Genomic DNA, 17570 nt, shown 5'->3' on the forward strand with positions numbered 1-17570 from the left:
GGCCTGCCAAGGACGGATTCCGCCCGATCAGACCTGCCCCCGGCACAAAAGGCGGCTTGAAAGTCAGGATCGGGCCTCTAACTGATTGCAAATTGAAATCAGATTATCGAAGGAGGAAGCGATTATGACCAGCAGGAACGAGGCCCGGGCACGGATGCTGCGCGATCTCTACGCAGCCTATATCGATCAGCGGAAGGATATCGTCGATGCGATGCTGACGGAGGACTTTACCTTTTCCAGCCCGCAGGACGACCATATCGACCGTGCGACCTATTTCGAGCGCTGCTGGCCGAACGAGCCGGCACTGACAGGCTTCGAGATCGAGTTCCTGGCGGTCGACGGCGAAGAGGCTGTCGTGCGCTACCGGGCCGAGACGACCAGCGGCAAGGCCTTCCGCAATATGGAAAGCTTCCGCTTCGACGGCGAGAAGATTTCAAGCGTCGATGTCTATTTCGGCCGAAACACTGGCTAGAAAAACCGTATCGCCGATGTCGCGATAATGATGATTGAAACTGCGACCATCAGCGGTTTCACCCGCAGCCGCTTGACGAGGATCGCCCCGAAGGGCGCCGCGATCACCCCGCCGATGATCAGGCCCGCTGCGGAGCCGAGCTCCGACCAGCCGAGTGTCAGCAGGAAGGTGATCGAGATCGTCAGCGTCACCGCGAACTCGGTGAAATTGGTCGATCCGATAACCCGCTTCGGATCATGGCCGCGGCCGACGAGCGAGCTGGTGACGATCGGTCCCCATCCGCCGCCGCCGATCGCATCCAGCACGCCGCCGCAAACCCCAACCGGCGGCACCATCCAGTCGCGGACATCACGCTTCGGAGCCGGGTGGAAAGCCTTCCAGAAAATGAGGAGGCCGATCACGATCAGATAGGCCGAGACGAAGGGCTCGATCAGCTTGCCATCGACACTGGCAAGCAGGAAGGCGCCGACGGCCCCGCCGATCATGCCGGCCGGCGCCAGCCGCGCCACGAGCTTCCAGTCGACATTGCGGTGCCAGGCATGGGAAATGCCCGATGCTGCCGTCGTGAACAGCTCCGTCACGTGCGTCATGGCGCTGGCATTGGCGGCTGGCACGCCGAGCGTCAGCAGGCTGGTCGTGGACAGCACGCCGAAGGCCATGCCGAGCGCGCCATCGATGATCTGTGCGCAGAAGCCGATGACGATGAAGAGGAAGAAATCCGTGCTCATGAAAATCCTTGACGAGCAAAGGGCTGACCGAAGGCATACTGCAAACACGCTGAGGGCGAAAAAAGTTCCGGCTCAAACGTTCGGCGAGTGCCGTTTGAGGCGGATGACCTTGAAGAACCCGTTCGGGAAAACCGGCAAGATTTCAATGGCATCGAAGCCGCTCGTGCGCGCCCAGTCGGTGATCCGGCTGATCCGGAAAGACGAGCTCCAGCCGATCCGCCGGGCAAGCGGCGCCACCGCGTCCTCGATTGCTCCCTGCAGCCCTGCGCCGTCGCCGAGCTTGCTGGCCAGGATGATCTCGCCGCCCGGCCGCAAAACACGCGCGCATTCGTCCAGTGCCCGTTCCGGCTCGGGAATGAGCGTGATGACGAAGGGCAGGCAGACGGCATCGAAAGACTTGTCCTCGAAGCTCAGCGCATGAGCGTCCATCACCTGTAGGTGCCGCACGTGGAAAAGCTTGTGGCGGGCAATTTTCTCCCGTGCCTTGGCGATCATATGCTCGGAAATGTCGATGCCCGTCACCCGGGAACGCCGGGGATAGTGCGATAGCACCAGGCCGGTGCCGACGCCGATCTCCAGAATGTCGGTGCCGGCGCCAGCGGCAAGCCGTGCTAGCGTACGATGCCCATCACGCAGGAGACTGCGATAGACCCGGTCATAGACCGGTGCCCAGCGCTGATAGATCTTCTGCTGGTCTTCCGCCTGATTTTGAATTTGACCCCGATTTTGAACTTGTCCCATGAGAGCGCCTCCTCCAGACCCTGCCTTCAAACTCGTGAAGGCAGGCTCCGGTTCCGGCGCATGGCAAAGGACCTGTCCAACCCGCTGCTTTTGCCTTCAGCGGAAAGGTCTTTTCGTGACCAAGGAAGCCTCGATCACTCTGCCGGCGGCGTGCGCAGATTGGTTTCGATGGCGGCAAGCTCGTCATTGACCGAGCCGGCGACCGCGCCACTGCCGCGCAGCGACTTATTGGAAATGTCGATCATCGGCGCGAAGCTGGCGGCCGGCATGCGGACCTCTTCCTTCACCGGCTCTTCGACGGGCAGGGCGTCTGCGAGGCTCGGACGATCGCCGCGGGCCACTTCGAGCTGGCCGCTGAGGATCGCGCGTTCGGCGCGGAGCTGGCGGATTTCCGACTTGGCGATTTCGAGGCTCGTCCGCAGCTGGCCGATTTCGTAGCGGTCGGTGTCGAGGCGCGTATCGAGATCATGCTTGAAGGCTTCGATTTCGCGGTCGCGCTTGCTGCGCTGGTTTTCAGCCTCACGCAGCTTCATGACGAGATCGTTGCTGTGGGCGGCGAGTTCGCGGCGGGCAGCTTCGCTTTCCGTGCCGTTGAGGCGAACGCGGTTGAGCTCGTCGGTCATCCGCTCCAGGCGCGCCAGCGCCGTGGCGAGTTCGCCCTTCGTGCGCTTCAGTTCCGCGCGGGTCGACTGCAGTTCCTCGTCCGTCATCTTGTTGCGGCTGTTGGCCGTCGACAGCAGCTTCTCGACGAGTTCGGACTTCGAACCGATCGCTTCGTGCTTGGTGCGCAGGTTGGCGATTTCGAGCGTCGAGGAGGTTTCCAGCGTCTCGTACTCGGCTTCCAGGCGGCGGTGACGCTCCTCGGAAGCGGCCAGATCCTGCTTCAGGTTGGCGACGGAGGACTGCAGGCCGCGCGTCAGCGCCTCATGCTCTGAAAGATTGGTCTTGAGGTGGGTGCGCTCCTCATTGAGGCGGGCGATTTCGCGCAGCTGGATGCTGTTTTCGCGGCGCGAGCTTTCGGTGAGCAACTGATGGGCCGTGGTTTCCAGCTCCAGCTTCTCGCGGGTACTCGCTAGTTCGCGGCTGCGCGCATCATGATCCTGCTGCGTACGACGAAGCTGCGAGGAAACGTCGTCGAACTGCAGCGCCCGGTCGCGGATCTCGCGTTCGGCGTCGATCAACCGCGCTTCGACGACGGTGAATTCTTCCCGTGTCAGCTCATGCACGCCCTGCAGCTTCACCAGCTCTTCGCGGTAGGTGCCGGCTTCGACGCGAAGCTGGCTGCCGTCGAGCTTCAGCTCCTTGTTGTCGGCGGTCAGGCGCTGGTTTTCCTGATCGGACTTGCGCCGCGCATTGCTCTCATAGTCGAGCAGCGAACTCAAACGCGAACATTCGGCCCTCAGCGCGCCCGTTTCGTTGAGCGAGTGGCTGTGCGCGCCGAGCAGCAAGGAAACCCGCTCCTGCAGCGACGTCAGGCTGACGAGCAGCTCTTCGGAGGATTGCTTGTTCTCCTCGATTGCCGTGCCGAAAGCCTGGAAATCATCAACTTCCGAAACGTTGTACTGCACTGGCGGCCTCTCCACGAGGCCCGTCTGTTCGGTGATGGAAAATGTCTGGCGATGGCTCGATACTCTCGAACCCGGCTTGACCGGTTCTTCATTACGACGAAAAAAGCTCATGACCATCATACGCCCCGAAGTTGATGTCAGAAGTCCCTGAAATGATTTATGCAATGCTAATTAAGCAGATCCTATCAAAGGTTGTACTAACCCTCTTTGATAGCCCTGGATTGCATCTAAGACGCGCGGTTCACCGTCTGTCAAAAGCGCCCACGAGAAATTAACAGTTTTTTATTGAAATATCGGCGGCGTCCCCTAAGCGCGGCTGCGGGACGCGAGCGTGCCTCATTTTCGGGTGCGACGTGACCGCCAGCGAGGAGAGGGATCTATTCCTGTGCGCGGCAGTCTTGGTCTTTTTCGTCGCGCTGCCTGTGCATCCTTGAAAGCGCGGCATCCACTGTGATTTATGCGTGTTGGGAGAGCCCGTCACGAGAGGCAATTTTTCCTCGAAGCTGTTGTTTTTTGATAATTCGCCGGTTGCCTCTCAATGCTTCCCCTCCTATGTTCCGCCTCACCTGCCGATGACGCAATCTATTGCCAAGAGGAGATCTGATATGGCTTTCGAATTGCCTGAACTTCCCTATGACTACGAAGCCCTTGCTCCCTTCATGTCGAAGGAGACACTGGAGTTCCACCACGACAAGCACCACAAGGCTTACGTCGACAACGGCAACAAGCTTGCAGCGGAAGCCGGCATGGCCGATCTCTCCCTGGAAGACGTCGTCAAGAAGTCCTTCGGCACCAACGCTGGCCTCTTCAACAATGCTGCCCAGCACTACAACCACATCCATTTCTGGAAGTGGATGAAGAAGGGCGGCGGCGGCAACAAGCTGCCGGGCAAGCTCGAAGCTGCCTTCACCTCCGACCTCGGCGGCTATGACAAGTTCAAGGCGGATTTCGCCAATGCCGGCGCCACCCAGTTCGGCTCGGGCTGGGCCTGGGTTTCCGTCAAGAACGGCAAGCTCGAAATCTCCAAGACCCCGAACGGCGAAAACCCGCTCGTTCACGGCGCCACCCCGATCCTCGGCGTCGACGTCTGGGAACATTCCTATTACATCGACTACCGCAACGCTCGTCCGAAGTACCTCGAAGCCTTCGTCGACAGCCTGATCAACTGGGACTACGTCCTGGAACGCTACGAAGCAGCAACGAAGTAAGCGCATCCGAGCATCCGCTTTTCAGCACCCGGCGCCGCAAGCGCCGGGTGTTTTCGTTTCTGCTTCGGTTGACCTGCAATTTGTTAAACAAAGATGGCTTGACTAACTCATACCCGGTTGGCTATAAATAGATCCATAGCCAACCGGGTATGAATTTAAATGTCGAATGTTCAAGATGCGCTGTTCAGGGCGCTTTCCGATCCGACCCGTCGGGGCATCTTCGAGCGCCTGTGCCGTGAAGGTGAGAAGACGGTTGGCGCTCTGACGGCCCACGCCGGTGTGTCTCAGCCGGTTGTTTCCAAACATCTCGCGGTACTCAAAACCGCCGGCCTGGTGCGCGACCGCCATGAGGGTCGTCAGACGCACTACAGCGCCGAAATCCGCGCACTTGCTCCGCTCGCCGACTGGACGACCGAGATGGCCGGCTTCTGGGAAAGCCGGTTCGACGCCCTGGAAGATTTACTCAAAAGGATGGACCAATGACCGACACCGCAACTGAACTCCGCTCCGTCGTCGTCGAACGGGAGATCGCGTTCCCGCCGGAAAAAATCTGGCGTGCGCTCACCCAGCCGCATCTGATCCAGGAATGGCTGATGAAGAACGACTTCAAGCCCGTTCCGGACCATCGTTTCAAGCTCACCGCCGAGTGGGGCTCCGTCGACTGCCGGGTGCTGGAAATCGAGCCGAACAGGACGCTGGCCTATACCTGGGATGCCTATGGCCTCGAAAGTACCGTCACCTGGACCCTGACACCGATCGGCTCGGGCACGCACCTGCGCATGGAACAAGCCGGCTTCCGCCCGGATCAGGAGCAGGCCTACCAAGGCGCCAGGTTCGGCTGGCAGCGCTTCTTCGAGAATCTGGAACAGGTGCTGGCGCGCGCCGACTGATGCAGGACGCGCGGCGTCTGATTTTTGAGGAGGAAGAACAATGAATTGGAATAAATCTATCCGCCAGCTCCACCGTTGGCTGTCGATCATCTTCACGGTGACCGTCATAGCCAATTTCGCCACCATGGCACTCGGCACCCCGCCGGCATGGGTGGTCTACTCGCCGCTGCCGCCGCTTTTCCTGCTTTTGTTCAGCGGCCTCTACATGTTCGCATTGCCCTATTTCACGGGCAGGCGTGAGCCGGCATCAGCCGCAAGCTGAGGCATCGCAAGAGCTACTCACTGAAATGCCGCGACTGGCAGCGCCGTCACATCGCTGTCATTCGCGGCCTCTACATCACGCCGCATGTCATCAGCCGATCTTCCCCTTTTCCGCTTCGGCATCATCGCCGATCCGCAATATGCCGCCATCGAACCGCAGGCCGAGATGGGGCGCTATTACGCCAACAGCCTGGCCAAGGTCGGTGCCGCCATCGAGACTTTCAACGGCGAGGAGCTGAGCTTCGTCATGACGCTCGGCGACATCATCGATCGCGATTTCAATAGCTTCGACGATATCCTGCCGGTCTATGAAAAGCTGCGCCACCAGGCGCACTTCCTGCTCGGCAATCACGATTTCGGCGTTGCTCCCGAATACCTGGAAAAGGTTGTTGAACGCGTCGGCATGCCGGCACCCTATTACAGCTTCAAGCGCCACGACTATCGTTTCATCGTATTGAACGGCAATGAGGTCAGCACTTTCGCGACGCCGGAAGACCATCCATTGAACAGGCTCGGTCATGAGCGCCTGGCAGCTCTATCGGCAGCAGGTGCCGGCAACGCGCATGCGTGGAACGCGTCGCTGAGCGACGAGCAATTCGCCTGGCTGGCGGGCGAGATCGAACAGGCGAAGGCCGCAGGCGAGAAGGTGATCGTCATGAATCACTTCCCCGTCTATCCACCCTGCGAACACGACATGTGGGACCGCGAGCGGATTGTCGAACTGCTGGCTTCGCAGACAAGCGTCGTCGCCTATCTCAACGGCCACAACCATGTCGGCAATTACGGCAAGGTGGCCGGCTGCCACTTCGTCAATTTCAAGGGCGTGGTCGATACCGAGAGCGAAAACACCTTCGCGATCGTCGATGTCTATCCGGACCGGATGGAAATCCGCGGTTTCGGCCGCGAGGATAGCCGCACGCTACCCTACTAGGCGGCTCCCGCCACATCGGGTACAGGCTGTGCCCGGTGCTCCAGCGCATCTTTCTTCGGCGGTGTGCCGAACATGCGCGCATATTCGCGGCTGAATTGCGAGGCGCTTTCATAGCCCACTCGATAGGCGGCATTGGCAGCATTGATGCCGTCGGCCACCATCAGCCGCCGCGCTTCGAGAAGCCGGAGCTGCTTCTGATATTGCAGCGGGCTCATCGAGGTCAGCATCTTGAAATGCTGGTGGAAGGAGGAGGCGCTCATTCGCGCTGCCGCCGCAAGCTGCTCCACGCGCAGGGGCACTGTGAAATTATCGCGCAAGATATGGATGGCATCGGCCACGCGCCGCGTCTGACTGCCGGGCAGAGCCAGCTTGCTGACCTCGCTGCCGTTTTCGCCCGAGAGCAGCCAGAAGCTGATTTCACGCAGGATCGACTGTCGCAGGATCGGGATAGATTTCGGCGTGCCGAGCATGCGCATCAGCCGCAGGATGCAGTCCTGCAGTTCCGCTCCGAAATTCTGGACGAAAACGCCCGGACCGCCATCTCCCGATGGCTTCGGCGGAGCTTCCATCGCCTCCAGAACCTCGCGCAGAATGGTGACGTCGAGCTCCAGCGTCAGCGCGATCATCGGCCGCTCCGGGCTTGCCTCGATCACTTGGCCGAAGGCCGGCATCTCGACACTGATGACAAGCGACTGCATGGCACTATAGGTGAAAAGCCGTTCTCCGAACATGATCTGCTTGGCGCCATCGACGATGATGCAAAGCGCCGGCTTGTAGATCGCCGGCTTCGGCATGGTGAGCGTGGAAGAGCGCATCAGATAGAGGCCGGGCAGGGCGGTCGCATAAAGCCCGTCGCCGCCGCCATGGCTGTCCATGTACTGGTTGAGCGCAGTCTTGATTTCTGCGGACATCATTCTTCTCCGGTGGCGGATCCTGCCGCGCCTTGGCCCGCCATCTTACTCCACGAATGCGAGGCGACAACCTGTCTGGAGGAATAGGCAAGAAGTTCGACGCTTTCGGCATTCGGGAAAGGGGGTGCCGGACCTAGATTCTGGTCATCCGAACAAGGAGCAATTGAGATGACCGATCCGAATGCAAATGCCAAAATCGCAATCCTCACCGGCGGCAGCCGCGGTCTCGGCCGCAACACCGTGATCAGCCTCGCGCGCAATGGCGTCGACGTAATCTTTACCTACAATTCCAACCGTGAAGAGGCCGATAAGGTCGTCGCCGAAGTGGATGCGCTTGGCCGCAGGGCCGCCGCCCTGCAGCTCGATACGGGCAATGTCGCCGCCTTCGATGCTTTCGTCGACAATGTCCGCTCGGTCCTGAATGGCTGGGGTCGCGAGCGTTTCAATTTTCTCGTCAACAATGCCGGCACCAGCTACCACGCCTCGATAACGGAGACGACCGAGGAGGAAATGGACAAGCTCTACAACGTCCATTTCAAGGGCGTCTTCTTCCTGACGCAGAAGCTGCTGCCTGTCATTGCCGATGGCGGCCGCATCGTCAATCTCTCCAGCGGCCTTTCCCGCGTCGCCGTCCCAGGCTCCTCGGCCTACGGTTCGCTGAAGGGCGCCGTCGAGGTGCTGACGCGCTACATGGCCAATGAGCTCGGTGCCCGCGGCATTGCCGTCAACACCGTCGCACCTGGCGCAATTGCCACCGATTTCAGTGGCGGTATGGTGCGCGACAATCCGGAGATCAACCGCAGGGTTGCTTCGATGACGGCGCTCGGCCGCGCCGGCGTGCCTGACGATATCGGCCCGATGATCGCCTCGCTGCTGACAGAGGCAAACCGCTGGGTCAACGCCCAGCGCATCGAGGTTTCCGGCGGCATGGCGCTCTAAGCATTGGCTGCCAGCGGCTTTTCCGTCCAGCTCTCGGTCCAGAGCGTGCGCAAGCCGTCGCCTTCCCCCTTGAAAAAGACGTCCGCCTCAGCGCAAGCCTCCACGCGGTCGCTGCGGAAATTGCGGATCGCCTGCCTGAGTTCGCACCAGGCGACGATATTGGCGGTCTGGGAATAATAGATCAGTGCGATCGGGCGGATCATCCGCTCGGTCGCACGTCCCATTTCATCGCGATAGGAGAGGGTGAGCTTGCGCTCGTCGCGGATCGCTCCGCGCACGATGGCGAGGTCCAAACCGGCAGGCGCCGGCGCGACCGTTCCCCATGCATAGAGCGCCTTGTTTTCCATCGCCTGTCGCAGTGGCGGCGGCACCGCGCCGGCGAGCTTCTGGTTGACCCGCCGTGCGGCGAGCTTCAGCCCTTCGTCGCCGGTGCGCTCCAGGAGCGCCAGCGACAGCACGATCGCTTCCGTCTCCTCGATCGAAAACATCAGGGGAGGCAGGTCGAAGCCCGGCCGCATGATATAGCCGATGCCGCGCCCGCCTTCGATCGGCACCCGCATCGCCTGCAGTGCGGCGATATCGCGGTAGATCGAGCGAACCGTCACTTCAAGCCTCTCGGCCATGATGGCCGCGGTCATCGGCTTCTTCGCCAGCCGCAATATCTGGATGATCTCGAAAAGCCTTGAGGCCTTGCGCATTTGCCGCCCTTTCTCCAACGCTCCTGACAATACACTGTCAGTTGGGCTGCCGTATAGAGCTGTCTATCAAGTTGAAATTCAAAGCTCTTCCTCAAAAGCGTGACTGAAAGCGGGACGGACAACTGACATGGATTATCACCAAAGCCTCTGGCTCTACTTCACCCTTCTCTTCGGCATCATCATCGTGCCGGGCATGGACATGCTCTTCGTGCTCGCCAATGCCCTGACCGGCGGCACCAGGCGCGGCCTTGCCGCCACCAGCGGCATCATGCTGGGTGGGGCGGTGCACTCGGCCTATGGTGCGGCGGGGGTGGGCATTCTCGTCGCCATGCTGCCCGGTATCTTCAACCTGCTGCTCTTTGCCGGCGTCGCCTACATGATCTGGATCGGCGTCTCGCTGATGAGAAGTTCCATCAAGGTCGAGGCAGTCGGCCCGGGCACGGCGCGCTCCACCTGGAAGGCGTTCCGACAGGGGGCGGTTACCTGCCTCGTCAATCCCAAGGCCTACATTTTCGTACTGGCCGTCTATCCGCAGTTCATAAAGCCGGAATTTGGGCCGATCTGGCTCCAGGGGCTGATCATGGGCATCATGACCGTGCTCACTCAGCTTGCCGTCTACGGCACCCTGGCCATGACGGCCGGCCGCAGCCGCGACCTCCTGTTGTCGAATCCGAATACGACTGCCGTCATCGGCCGTCTCGCGGGCCTGTTGCTGGTCGTCATCTCCGCGATCAGTCTATGGCAGGGCTGGAAGACGGCCTGATTCCGTCTATGTTTATCACGTTGTTTTTATGAGGATCCGGCCAAACGTGACTATGCGGCCAGATGGATTTTGTCATGATCGCGGTGCAGATTGCCCTCGGCCGGCTTCGCCGGCGGAACAATGGAGAGAGAATAATGAATTGGAAAACAGTAGCGGCGGCTGCGGCGCTCGCCGGCATTGCCCTCGGTTCGGTCATGGCGGCCGACGGCACGCATGACGCGCGCATTGGAATGATGAAGCAGATCGGTGGCGCAGCAGGCTCGCTGTCCGCCATCGCCAAGGGCACGAAGCCCTATGATGCGGATGCCGTCAAGGCGGCGCTGACGACGATCGCCACCACGGCGAAGGCCTTCCCGGACCAGTTCAAGCCGGGCACCGAGACGGGCGACGAAGAAGCAAGCCCGAAGATCTGGGAAAACATGGATGACTTCAAGGCGCGCGCCGCGAAGTTGTCCACCGACGCCGAAACCGTGCTCGCCCAGCTTCCGGCTGATGCTGCCGGCGTCGGCGCGGCGCTGAACACGCTCGGCGGCAATTGCGGTGGCTGTCATCAGCTCTATCGCATCAAGAAGGACTAGGCGATAGAGCTATTCTCGCATGATCCCGTCATCCGCACCGGCCCTTGCCGCCGGTGCGGATCGCCTTATTCTCTTCCGGCAGCGGGGCCGGGGAACGCCCCTGAACATTGATAGTAAGGAGAGGCGGCGCATGGTCCGCAGGTTCATCCGCTTTGTGCTCTGTCTCATCGGCGTCGTCTTGATCGGCGGCGCAGTTTTCTATTTCGTAACCGCGCCGGATCCGTTTCCGGATAGCCACTGGGCCAATCTCGGCGCGCCTGACGTCGCGAATGGCGAGAAGGTATTCTGGGCTGGCGGCTGTGTCAGCTGTCATGCCACGCCCGGTGCACAAGGCGATGCGAAACTCACGCTGGCCGGTGGCCTCGCCCTGACGAGCCCCTTCGGGACCTTCCATGTGCCAAACATTTCTCCGGATGAGCAGGCAGGAATCGGTCGCTGGACGCTGGCTCAGTTCGGCAATGCGATAAAGCGCGGCGTCGGCCCCAATGGACAGCATCTCTACCCGTCCTTCCCCTATGGCTCCTACACGCGCATGAGCGACAAGGATGTCAACGATCTCTTCGCTTATCTGAAGACCCTGCCAAAGAGCAGCAACGTTGCCCCGCCGCACGAATTGCCGTTCCCGTTCAACATCCGCCTGGCGCTCGGCGGCTGGAAGCTCCTCTATTTCAATGATCAGCCCCGCGTCGTGCTTGCCAATGCCGACGACAAGGTGAAACGCGGCCAATATCTGGTCGAGGGCCTCGGTCATTGCGGTGAATGCCACACCCCACGCGATTTCCTCGGCGGCTTCCTCCGCGATCAATGGCTTGCCGGCGCGCCGAACCCGGAAGGCAAGGGCCGCATACCCGATATCACGCCGGGCTCGAAGAGCGTTGGCTCCTGGAGCGAGGCCGATATCACCAACTACCTGCAGACCGGCTTCACCCCCGATTTCGACTCCGCCGGTGGCCAGATGGTGGACGTTCAACAGAACATCGCCCATCTGCCGCAGTCCGATATCGAGGCGATCTCCGCCTATCTGAAGGCGGTTCCGAGCAAGTAGCGTCTGCCTGGGGCAAGCACCGCCGGCCACATTGTCAGCATGAAGCACCCGACCCTTGAGGAAACAGACGCCGCAATTGCCCGCATGCGTGAACGGCTCGCCGCGCGCAATGCAGTTCTTGCGCGCTGGTTTTCCGAAACGCTCGCGATGATGGAGGCAAAGATTGCCAGCCGCCTCGATGATCCCGGCGATCTGGCGCAGGCGAGGGCCGCAGCATTCCTGTTCGTCAAGAGAGCACTGCACCAATGGGCAATCCGCCCGGTGCATGAGGTGGCCGCCGAGGATGCTCCGATGAAAGAGACACCGCCGTCACCGCGACTCGGTATACGTTGAGACCTCAATCTCCAAACGGAGGAATGGTCTTGAAACGACATGCCTGGCAGATCGAGCCGCGTGAATACGCGCGGCAGGAAGAGCGCCGCGGACGGCGTTTCGCTTTCACCAGCCTCACGCCGGCAAGGACCGCCCTGGTCGTCGTCGACATGATCCACTTTTTCGTGACGCCGGGCAGCTACGCGGAAGGCATCGTTCCGAATATTCAGGCGCTCGTTGCTGCGGTGCGCGCGTGCGGCGGGCTGATCGTCTGGGTGGTGCCCGCTCCTCGCCAGACCTACCCCGAACTGGCGCGCGAGTTCTTTGGTGAAACCATCGCGGAACTTTACCGCACCTCGGGCGGCGAAGGGCCGGTCGAAGGCAGGCTCGCGCCGGATTTCGTTCCCGAACCGCAGGATCTATTGATCGAGAAGACTTCCTACAGCGCCTTCCATCCCGAAAGCGCTCCGCTTGCGGCCATGCTGAAATCGCGCGGTGTCGATACGGTTCTCATTACCGGCACCCTGACCAACATCTGCTGCGAATCCTCGGCTCGCGATGCCTGCTGCAGCGGTTTCCGCGTCATCATGCTGGCTGACGCAAATGCCGCTCGCCGAGACATAGACCACAACATGGCGCTCTATTCGGTCTATCGTAGCTTCGGCGATGTGCGTACGACGATCGAGGTGATCGGCCTGCTCGATACATCTCAGGCAGCCTTCGGCTGATGCTCCGCGCCGAGGATCTGCACATAGGTGTCGAGTTCTTCGCTGCCGAAGCCCAGCGCCCGGTAGATCTCAGCCGTAAAAGTAATCGGCGCCGAACCGGGCGCAGTCACGATCATACCCGATCTTACGGCCTGCGGACCGTCGCGATAATGCGCCTGGCCGCCATAGCCCTCAGCACCGGCAATGAAGTCGGGCGCGTTGCTGGTATGCGGAATATTGTTCAATGCACCCGCGCGTGCCAGTGCCAGCGTCCCGCCGCAGATCGCAGCGGTGACCTTGCCACGCGTGATGAAGTCGTTGATGATGGATGAAAGGTCGGGCGCCCTTTCGGTTTCCCAGATCGTACCCCCGCAGATAACAAGCGCATCGAAAGCGTCGCCATGCAGGTTCTCGGCCACCGTATCGGCCGCCACCCGCATGCCGCCCATGGAGCGGATTTCCGCGCCGCCGGGACTTGCCGTCACCACATCGAAGCCGAAATGGGTGCGAGCGGAGGCAGCAAGCTGCCCCACTTCCCAGTCCGCAAAGCCCTCGGTCAGAACCACCGCCAGTCGGGTCATGCTTTCCTCCCTTGCAAGATGGCCGAGCGGCTGAAGCCACTCACGACAGAGCCTGCATATAGCGCATGCCGGTGACCGGGCGAGGGGTGAAGTCCATCTGTTCGTAGAAGCGGTGAGCCTTGAGATTTCCGGTCGCTGCGCTGACGGAGAGGTAGTCGCAGCCCGCAATGCGGGCCGTTTCCCGGGCGCGGTCGACGAGAAGCTGGCCGGTGCCATGGCCCCGATGGCCGTCGCGGACGAAAAGGTGATGCAGGTCCATGCCGCGCTTGCCTTCCTGCGCCCTGTAGAGCGGAACGAGGATCGCGTAGCCGATCAGGCCGTCGCTGCCTTCGGCGACAATGGCAGAAATCCAGGGCGTCGGGCCGAAGAGGTCGCGCTCGAGCTGTTCCGGCGTCGAGGCGGAGATGTCGCCATGATGGACGGCAAGCAGGCCGATCATTTCATGGAGTTCGCAGATGTCGCGGGGTTTGGCGGCGCGGATCGTCACCACCGGCGGGCGCATGAGCGATATTTCGCTGTCTTCGATTTCAAGCATGGTCTTCGCGTCCTTTTTACGTTTATGCCGCCAGGACGCTGCCGATACAACAAAGCCGCCTGACGGCGGCTTGTTGACATTGTGATCTGTCTCGGCCGCCCTTTACAGGTACAGCCAAAAATACGAGCGGTTATGGTGCGCGTTCTTGATCATGCGCCATTGATTGTCCGAAACCGCCCGTTTGTCAATGGCAGCTTGGGCCCGGATCGGAGCCGTTTCAGGCCGCATCTGCCGGTACGGCGCAGACACCGGCCGCGCAACCCTCAATCTCCTCAGCTGACGTCGCCGTCGGGATGGGTGCTGCAAGCGCCATGCCGATGCGGGCGCCGAGCGCGATATCGTCCTCGACGCCGAACGCATGATGCAGGATCACACCATCGCGGCCGATCAGGACGGATGAGGGCGTTCCCCTGAAACCATAGCGGCGCATCGTCAACGGTATGTCGGAGCGCTGGTCGGCCTGATCGACCCCGATAGGCGAGGTCAGCCGGTATTCGTGAATGAAAGCCTTGAGCACGGTTGGCGTCATCGCCTCGTGATGTTCGAAAACCGTGTGCAGGCCGATGACCTGGAGATCCGTGTTGGCGAAGATGCGCTCGATGCGGCGCACCTGCGGCAGGCTTTCAGCCACGCAGCCGGGGCACAGCAATTGGAAACTGTGCAGGAAGATCATCTTGCCGCGCAGTCCGGCGATGGAGAGCGGCTGCGATGTGTTGAACCATTCGCTGACCGAAAGCTCCGGTGCGAGTGTCAGATCGGACATGTCGAAATCCTTTGTCGTTGGGCAGGCGGTCCCGCCACCGGTTGCATCCGGGCCGCAATGGGATAAATCTGCCTGGTGTTTTCTCTTCTCTATTTGCCTGGAGAGAGGAAAGAGCCGGTCCGGCGATGGCAGTCGGCGGACCGGCGCCCCTGTTACTTCGCAGGCATGACCTTGCCCGGCAGGCTGAGATTGCCGGAGGCGACCTTGAAGACATTATCGACACAAAGCAGCGGGGCATGCAGGTTGCCGTTGACCTTCAGCCCTGCCGTCACGCCGTCATAGGATGCGCCTGTGATGCCGCCGATGAGCGACACCGGGATGGCGACATCGACACGGTCGCCCTTCAGCACCGTCTGATAATCCGGGCTGTCGATCAGCAGCGGAACGCCCGGCCATGTGGCGGGAAGCTTCGGCTTGGCGCCGTTAGGGATGTCGGTCACCTTCAATCCGCCGGCGCAGGCCTTGTCCTCGTTGAGCACGACCCAGTGCGGATGCCAGACATCGCGGTTTTTGCCCTTATTGGCGGCATCGTCGAAGTCAGGATGGAAAGTCACGGCCAGCGCCACAATGCCCTGATCCCTGTCGAAGCCGATATCGCCGCTGTTGAGCGAGGTCGGCCAGACATAGGCATAGACGCCGGAGCCTTCGAACTTGCCGGTTGCAGCGGGCTTTTCAGCGCCGGCTTCGCCGCGCACGCGCGTCGAAAAAATCGCCTTGTCGCCCTTTGTGACGATCTGCGTTTCGATAATGTCGAACGAGGCTTTCACGCCCTTGGATGGTTCGACCGTGACGGGATGGGCCATGGCCGAGCCCAGCCAAAGCGATAGCGTTCCGGCGATTGCCGCGCCGGTGATAAACTGCCTTAACATTTTGAACATCCTTCTCTTTTTAGTTTGCCTGGAGAGTGCGCCTATCCTTTTTCAAAGGCGTCCCAGGTGGCAGCCCGGGTTGCCGGATCGGCGGTTTCATGGTCGCGGCAGTCGATGCGCAGTTCATTTCTGCCGAAGGCCGCGTTCACGAAATTGCAGTGGTGCGGTTTGGCCGCACCGGAATGCTGGTAGGGACGGAAGTAACGACAACTCGTGCACATCCGCTGGATTGGTATGGCATCCGCCTCCTGCAGATGCCGGATCATCTTGACGAGCGACAGCAGCAAGCCTTCCTGCTCGCCGGGGGAAAGCGATCGGGCTGCTTCCATCGCTGCCGTTTCGATCGGCGAAACGGACCCGAACGCCGCCATTCCCTCCGTCGTGATGCGGATCGCGGTGGCACGTTTGTCGCCGGGAGCGCTCTCCTTGGCAACCAGCCCCTTGCGCTCCAGTGCCGCAATCGAATCCGTCGCTGTCGGCTGCGAGACGCCGAGATGCGCCGCAATCTCCTTCACCCGCGCACTATCGCGGCCGGCGAGAAATTCGAGGATCGCAAGCTGGGTCGGCTTCAGTCCGGCCTTTTCGGCCTTCGACCATTCGTCGCTGCGCATTGCGATCGCGATGCGGGTCAGGCCTTCGCTGATGCGGTTGTCGATCGATGTCGGGTCTTTTGGCGTTTCCATGGGTTCAATATATAGGAGTCCTATGTAAATTCAAGAGCCGCTGCGATGGATTGCCACTTTCGTTTTTCGTGAAGGTAATATAGGGTACCCCCCTATACTACATCCGAGACTGCCATGTCCCATACGACCCATCAGAAGAAGAAACTCATCGCCCGCGTCAGCCGTATCCGCGGGCAGCTCGAGGCTGTCGAACGTGCACTGGAGGGCGAGCGCCCCTGCGGCGAGATCCTCCAGCTTCTTGCCTCCGTGCGCGGCGCGCTGACGGGTCTCACGGGCGAGGTGCTGGACGACCATCTGCACGAACACGTGCTGCATGCCGCCGACGAGAAGGCGAGGGCGGAGGCAGTCGAGGAAATATCGGAAGTATTGCGAACCTATATCCGCTGAGCCGGATCGATATCGGTAAGGAGCTGGCAATGAGTGCCGGAACGAATAGCTACGGACATGAGCATGTCTTCCTGGGGCAGGACCATGCCCGCAACGAACGCCGCATCTGGCTGGTGATTGCGTTGACAGCGGTCATGATGGTCGTCGAAATCGGCGCCGGCACCATGTACGGCTCGATGGCGCTGGTGGCCGATGGCTGGCATATGTCCACCCATGCCAGCGCGTTGCTCATTTCCGCGCTCGCCTATCTCTTCGCCCGCAAGCAGGCCCGCAATCCGCGCTTCACGTTCGGCACCGGCAAACTCGGCGACCTCGCCGGTTTTGCGAGTGCCATCATTCTGGCAATGATCGCGCTGCTGATGGGCTGGGAAAGTTTCCTGCGCATCACCTCGCCCGTGCCGATCAGCTTCAGCCAGGCGATTGCCGTCGCCGTCATCGGCCTTGCCGTTAACCTCGTCAGTGCCTGGATGCTGAGCGGTAGCGGCGGCCACCATCATGGACACGTGCATGATCACCATCACGATCATCACCACGGCCACGATCATGGCCACCATAGTCATGCGGATAACAATATTCGCTCCGCCTATATGCACGTCATCGCCGACGCTTTGACCTCTGTGCTCGCCATTGCCGCACTCACCTTCGGTAGCCTCTATGGCTGGCTGTGGCTTGATCCGCTGATGGGCATCGTCGGCGCTCTCATCATCGCGCAATGGTCCTGGGGACTGATGAAATCTTCGGGCGCCGTGCTGCTCGACGTGCTCTCGGAAGGAGAAACACTGCCGGACGAAATCCGCGGAGCGATCGAAGGCGATGGCGACCGCATCACCGATCTTCATGTCTGGCAGGTCGGTCCCGGCCACCATGCAGCGATTGTCGCGGTGCTGACGCCGCAGCCGCGCGATACCGCCTTCTACAAGGAGAGGCTCGCGAGCCTGGACGAGTTGTCGCATGTGACGGTGGAGGTCACGCGCGCTGCCTGATCCTGCCAAAAAGCCGA

24 protein-coding genes are annotated in these 17570 nt (G+C 61.0%); 14 read left to right on the forward strand and 10 right to left on the reverse strand.

Annotation, left to right across the window (positions count from 1 at the left end; translation table 11 throughout):
• The first annotated feature begins 124 nt into the window (after window positions 1-124).
• Complete coding sequence (locus FHX06_RS22775) at window positions 125-472, forward strand: nuclear transport factor 2 family protein (protein ID WP_183880947.1); 348 nt, start codon at window positions 125-127, stop codon at window positions 470-472.
• Here the strand turns inward: FHX06_RS22775 and FHX06_RS22780 are convergent.
• The 3 genes from FHX06_RS22780 to FHX06_RS22790 form a co-directional block, all read right to left on the reverse strand.
• On the reverse strand, window positions 469-1200 hold the full coding sequence (locus FHX06_RS22780) for a sulfite exporter TauE/SafE family protein (protein ID WP_113210015.1): 732 nt from the start codon (window positions 1198-1200) through the stop codon (window positions 469-471). The two genes, FHX06_RS22775 and FHX06_RS22780, sit on opposite strands and share 4 nt — an antisense overlap.
• Before the next feature lie 72 nt (window positions 1201-1272).
• A complete protein-coding gene (locus tag FHX06_RS22785; RefSeq protein WP_113210014.1) occupies window positions 1273-1941 on the reverse strand; it encodes a class I SAM-dependent methyltransferase in 669 nt (222 codons plus the stop codon).
• A gap of 134 nt (window positions 1942-2075) precedes the next feature.
• A complete protein-coding gene (locus FHX06_RS22790; protein ID WP_246715617.1) occupies window positions 2076-3620 on the reverse strand; it encodes a hypothetical protein in 1545 nt (514 codons plus the stop codon).
• A gap of 494 nt (window positions 3621-4114) precedes the next feature.
• Here FHX06_RS22790 and FHX06_RS22795 point away from each other — a divergent pair, with 494 nt between their 5' ends.
• The 5 genes from FHX06_RS22795 (at window position 4115) to FHX06_RS22815 (ending at window position 6799) form a co-directional block, all read left to right on the forward strand.
• Window positions 4115-4717: a superoxide dismutase gene (locus FHX06_RS22795; protein ID WP_112543070.1), complete on the forward strand. Its 603-nt coding sequence runs from the start codon at window positions 4115-4117 to the stop codon at window positions 4715-4717.
• A 159-nt stretch (window positions 4718-4876) separates the two neighbouring features.
• The gene (locus FHX06_RS22800; RefSeq protein WP_112543071.1) at window positions 4877-5200 is read left to right on the forward strand and encodes an ArsR/SmtB family transcription factor; all 324 of its coding nucleotides are present in this window, start codon (window positions 4877-4879) and stop codon (window positions 5198-5200) included.
• Window positions 5197-5607 (forward strand): SRPBCC domain-containing protein, encoded by a 411-nt coding sequence (locus tag FHX06_RS22805; RefSeq protein WP_112543072.1) that lies wholly within the window; start codon window positions 5197-5199, stop codon window positions 5605-5607. The genes FHX06_RS22800 and FHX06_RS22805 overlap by 4 nt, the downstream gene beginning before the upstream one ends.
• Window positions 5608-5647: 40 nt before the next feature.
• The gene (locus FHX06_RS22810; RefSeq protein WP_112970984.1) at window positions 5648-5869 is read left to right on the forward strand and encodes a hypothetical protein; all 222 of its coding nucleotides are present in this window, start codon (window positions 5648-5650) and stop codon (window positions 5867-5869) included.
• An 84-nt stretch (window positions 5870-5953) separates the two neighbouring features.
• Window positions 5954-6799: a metallophosphoesterase gene (locus FHX06_RS22815; RefSeq protein ID WP_183880949.1), complete on the forward strand. Its 846-nt coding sequence runs from the start codon at window positions 5954-5956 to the stop codon at window positions 6797-6799.
• Here the strand turns inward: FHX06_RS22815 and FHX06_RS22820 are convergent.
• Window positions 6796-7710: an AraC family transcriptional regulator gene (locus tag FHX06_RS22820; RefSeq protein WP_183881082.1), complete on the reverse strand. Its 915-nt coding sequence runs from the start codon at window positions 7708-7710 to the stop codon at window positions 6796-6798. The genes FHX06_RS22815 and FHX06_RS22820 overlap by 4 nt on opposite strands.
• A 168-nt stretch (window positions 7711-7878) precedes the next feature.
• Here FHX06_RS22820 and FHX06_RS22825 point away from each other — a divergent pair, with 168 nt between their 5' ends.
• Window positions 7879-8649, forward strand: coding sequence for an SDR family NAD(P)-dependent oxidoreductase (locus tag FHX06_RS22825; RefSeq protein ID WP_183880951.1), 771 nt, complete (start codon window positions 7879-7881; stop codon window positions 8647-8649).
• Here FHX06_RS22825 and FHX06_RS22830 read toward each other — a convergent pair.
• Entirely contained in the window at window positions 8646-9347 is a 702-nt protein-coding gene (locus FHX06_RS22830; protein WP_183880953.1) for a helix-turn-helix transcriptional regulator, read from the reverse strand. The genes FHX06_RS22825 and FHX06_RS22830 overlap by 4 nt on opposite strands.
• 127 nt (window positions 9348-9474) lie before the next feature.
• On the opposite strand from FHX06_RS22830, the gene FHX06_RS22835 reads away from it, so the two are divergent.
• From FHX06_RS22835 to FHX06_RS22855, 5 genes are all read left to right on the forward strand, one after another.
• Entirely contained in the window at window positions 9475-10110 is a 636-nt protein-coding gene (locus FHX06_RS22835; RefSeq protein WP_113145887.1) for a LysE family translocator, read from the forward strand.
• Between the two features lie 134 nt (window positions 10111-10244).
• Window positions 10245-10688, forward strand: a complete 444-nt coding sequence (locus FHX06_RS22840; RefSeq protein WP_112543141.1) for a c-type cytochrome — start codon at window positions 10245-10247, stop codon at window positions 10686-10688.
• A gap of 130 nt (window positions 10689-10818) precedes the next feature.
• Window positions 10819-11733 (forward strand): c-type cytochrome, encoded by a 915-nt coding sequence (locus FHX06_RS22845; protein ID WP_112970978.1) that lies wholly within the window; start codon window positions 10819-10821, stop codon window positions 11731-11733.
• A 39-nt stretch (window positions 11734-11772) separates the two neighbouring features.
• Window positions 11773-12066 (forward strand): hypothetical protein, encoded by a 294-nt coding sequence (locus FHX06_RS22850; RefSeq protein ID WP_183880955.1) that lies wholly within the window; start codon window positions 11773-11775, stop codon window positions 12064-12066.
• A 23-nt stretch (window positions 12067-12089) separates the two neighbouring features.
• A complete protein-coding gene (locus FHX06_RS22855) occupies window positions 12090-12773 on the forward strand; it encodes an isochorismatase family cysteine hydrolase (protein ID WP_183880957.1) in 684 nt (227 codons plus the stop codon).
• On the opposite strand, the gene FHX06_RS22860 is transcribed toward FHX06_RS22855, so the two are convergent.
• The 5 genes from FHX06_RS22860 to FHX06_RS22880 form a co-directional block, all read right to left on the reverse strand.
• Window positions 12755-13333 carry a type 1 glutamine amidotransferase family protein gene (locus FHX06_RS22860; RefSeq protein WP_183880959.1) on the reverse strand — a complete coding sequence of 193 codons (579 nt, stop codon included), beginning with the start codon at window positions 13331-13333 and terminating at the stop codon, window positions 12755-12757. The two genes, FHX06_RS22855 and FHX06_RS22860, sit on opposite strands and share 19 nt — an antisense overlap.
• Before the next feature lie 40 nt (window positions 13334-13373).
• Window positions 13374-13868 (reverse strand): GNAT family N-acetyltransferase, encoded by a 495-nt coding sequence (locus FHX06_RS22865; protein ID WP_183880961.1) that lies wholly within the window; start codon window positions 13866-13868, stop codon window positions 13374-13376.
• 217 nt (window positions 13869-14085) lie between these two features.
• Complete coding sequence (locus tag FHX06_RS22870) at window positions 14086-14631, reverse strand: TlpA family protein disulfide reductase (RefSeq protein ID WP_183880963.1); 546 nt, start codon at window positions 14629-14631, stop codon at window positions 14086-14088.
• Between the two features lie 152 nt (window positions 14632-14783).
• Window positions 14784-15500: a hypothetical protein gene (locus FHX06_RS22875; RefSeq protein ID WP_183880966.1), complete on the reverse strand. Its 717-nt coding sequence runs from the start codon at window positions 15498-15500 to the stop codon at window positions 14784-14786.
• 41 nt (window positions 15501-15541) lie between these two features.
• Window positions 15542-16183: a MarR family winged helix-turn-helix transcriptional regulator gene (locus tag FHX06_RS22880; protein WP_112543085.1), complete on the reverse strand. Its 642-nt coding sequence runs from the start codon at window positions 16181-16183 to the stop codon at window positions 15542-15544.
• A 114-nt stretch (window positions 16184-16297) separates the two neighbouring features.
• On the opposite strand from FHX06_RS22880, the gene dmeR reads away from it, so the two are divergent.
• Together dmeR and dmeF are read left to right on the forward strand one after the other, a co-directional pair.
• Window positions 16298-16570 carry a Ni(II)/Co(II)-sensing transcriptional repressor DmeR gene (gene dmeR / locus FHX06_RS22885; protein ID WP_007816163.1) on the forward strand — a complete coding sequence of 91 codons (273 nt, stop codon included), beginning with the start codon at window positions 16298-16300 and terminating at the stop codon, window positions 16568-16570.
• Window positions 16571-16599: 29 nt separating this feature from the next.
• Complete coding sequence (gene dmeF, locus FHX06_RS22890) at window positions 16600-17553, forward strand: CDF family Co(II)/Ni(II) efflux transporter DmeF (RefSeq protein WP_183880974.1); 954 nt, start codon at window positions 16600-16602, stop codon at window positions 17551-17553.
• Window positions 17554-17570: the final 17 nt, after the last annotated feature.

The sequence above is a fragment of the Rhizobium sp. BK512 genome, assembly GCF_014194915.1.
Taxonomy (GTDB): domain Bacteria; phylum Pseudomonadota; class Alphaproteobacteria; order Rhizobiales; family Rhizobiaceae; genus Rhizobium.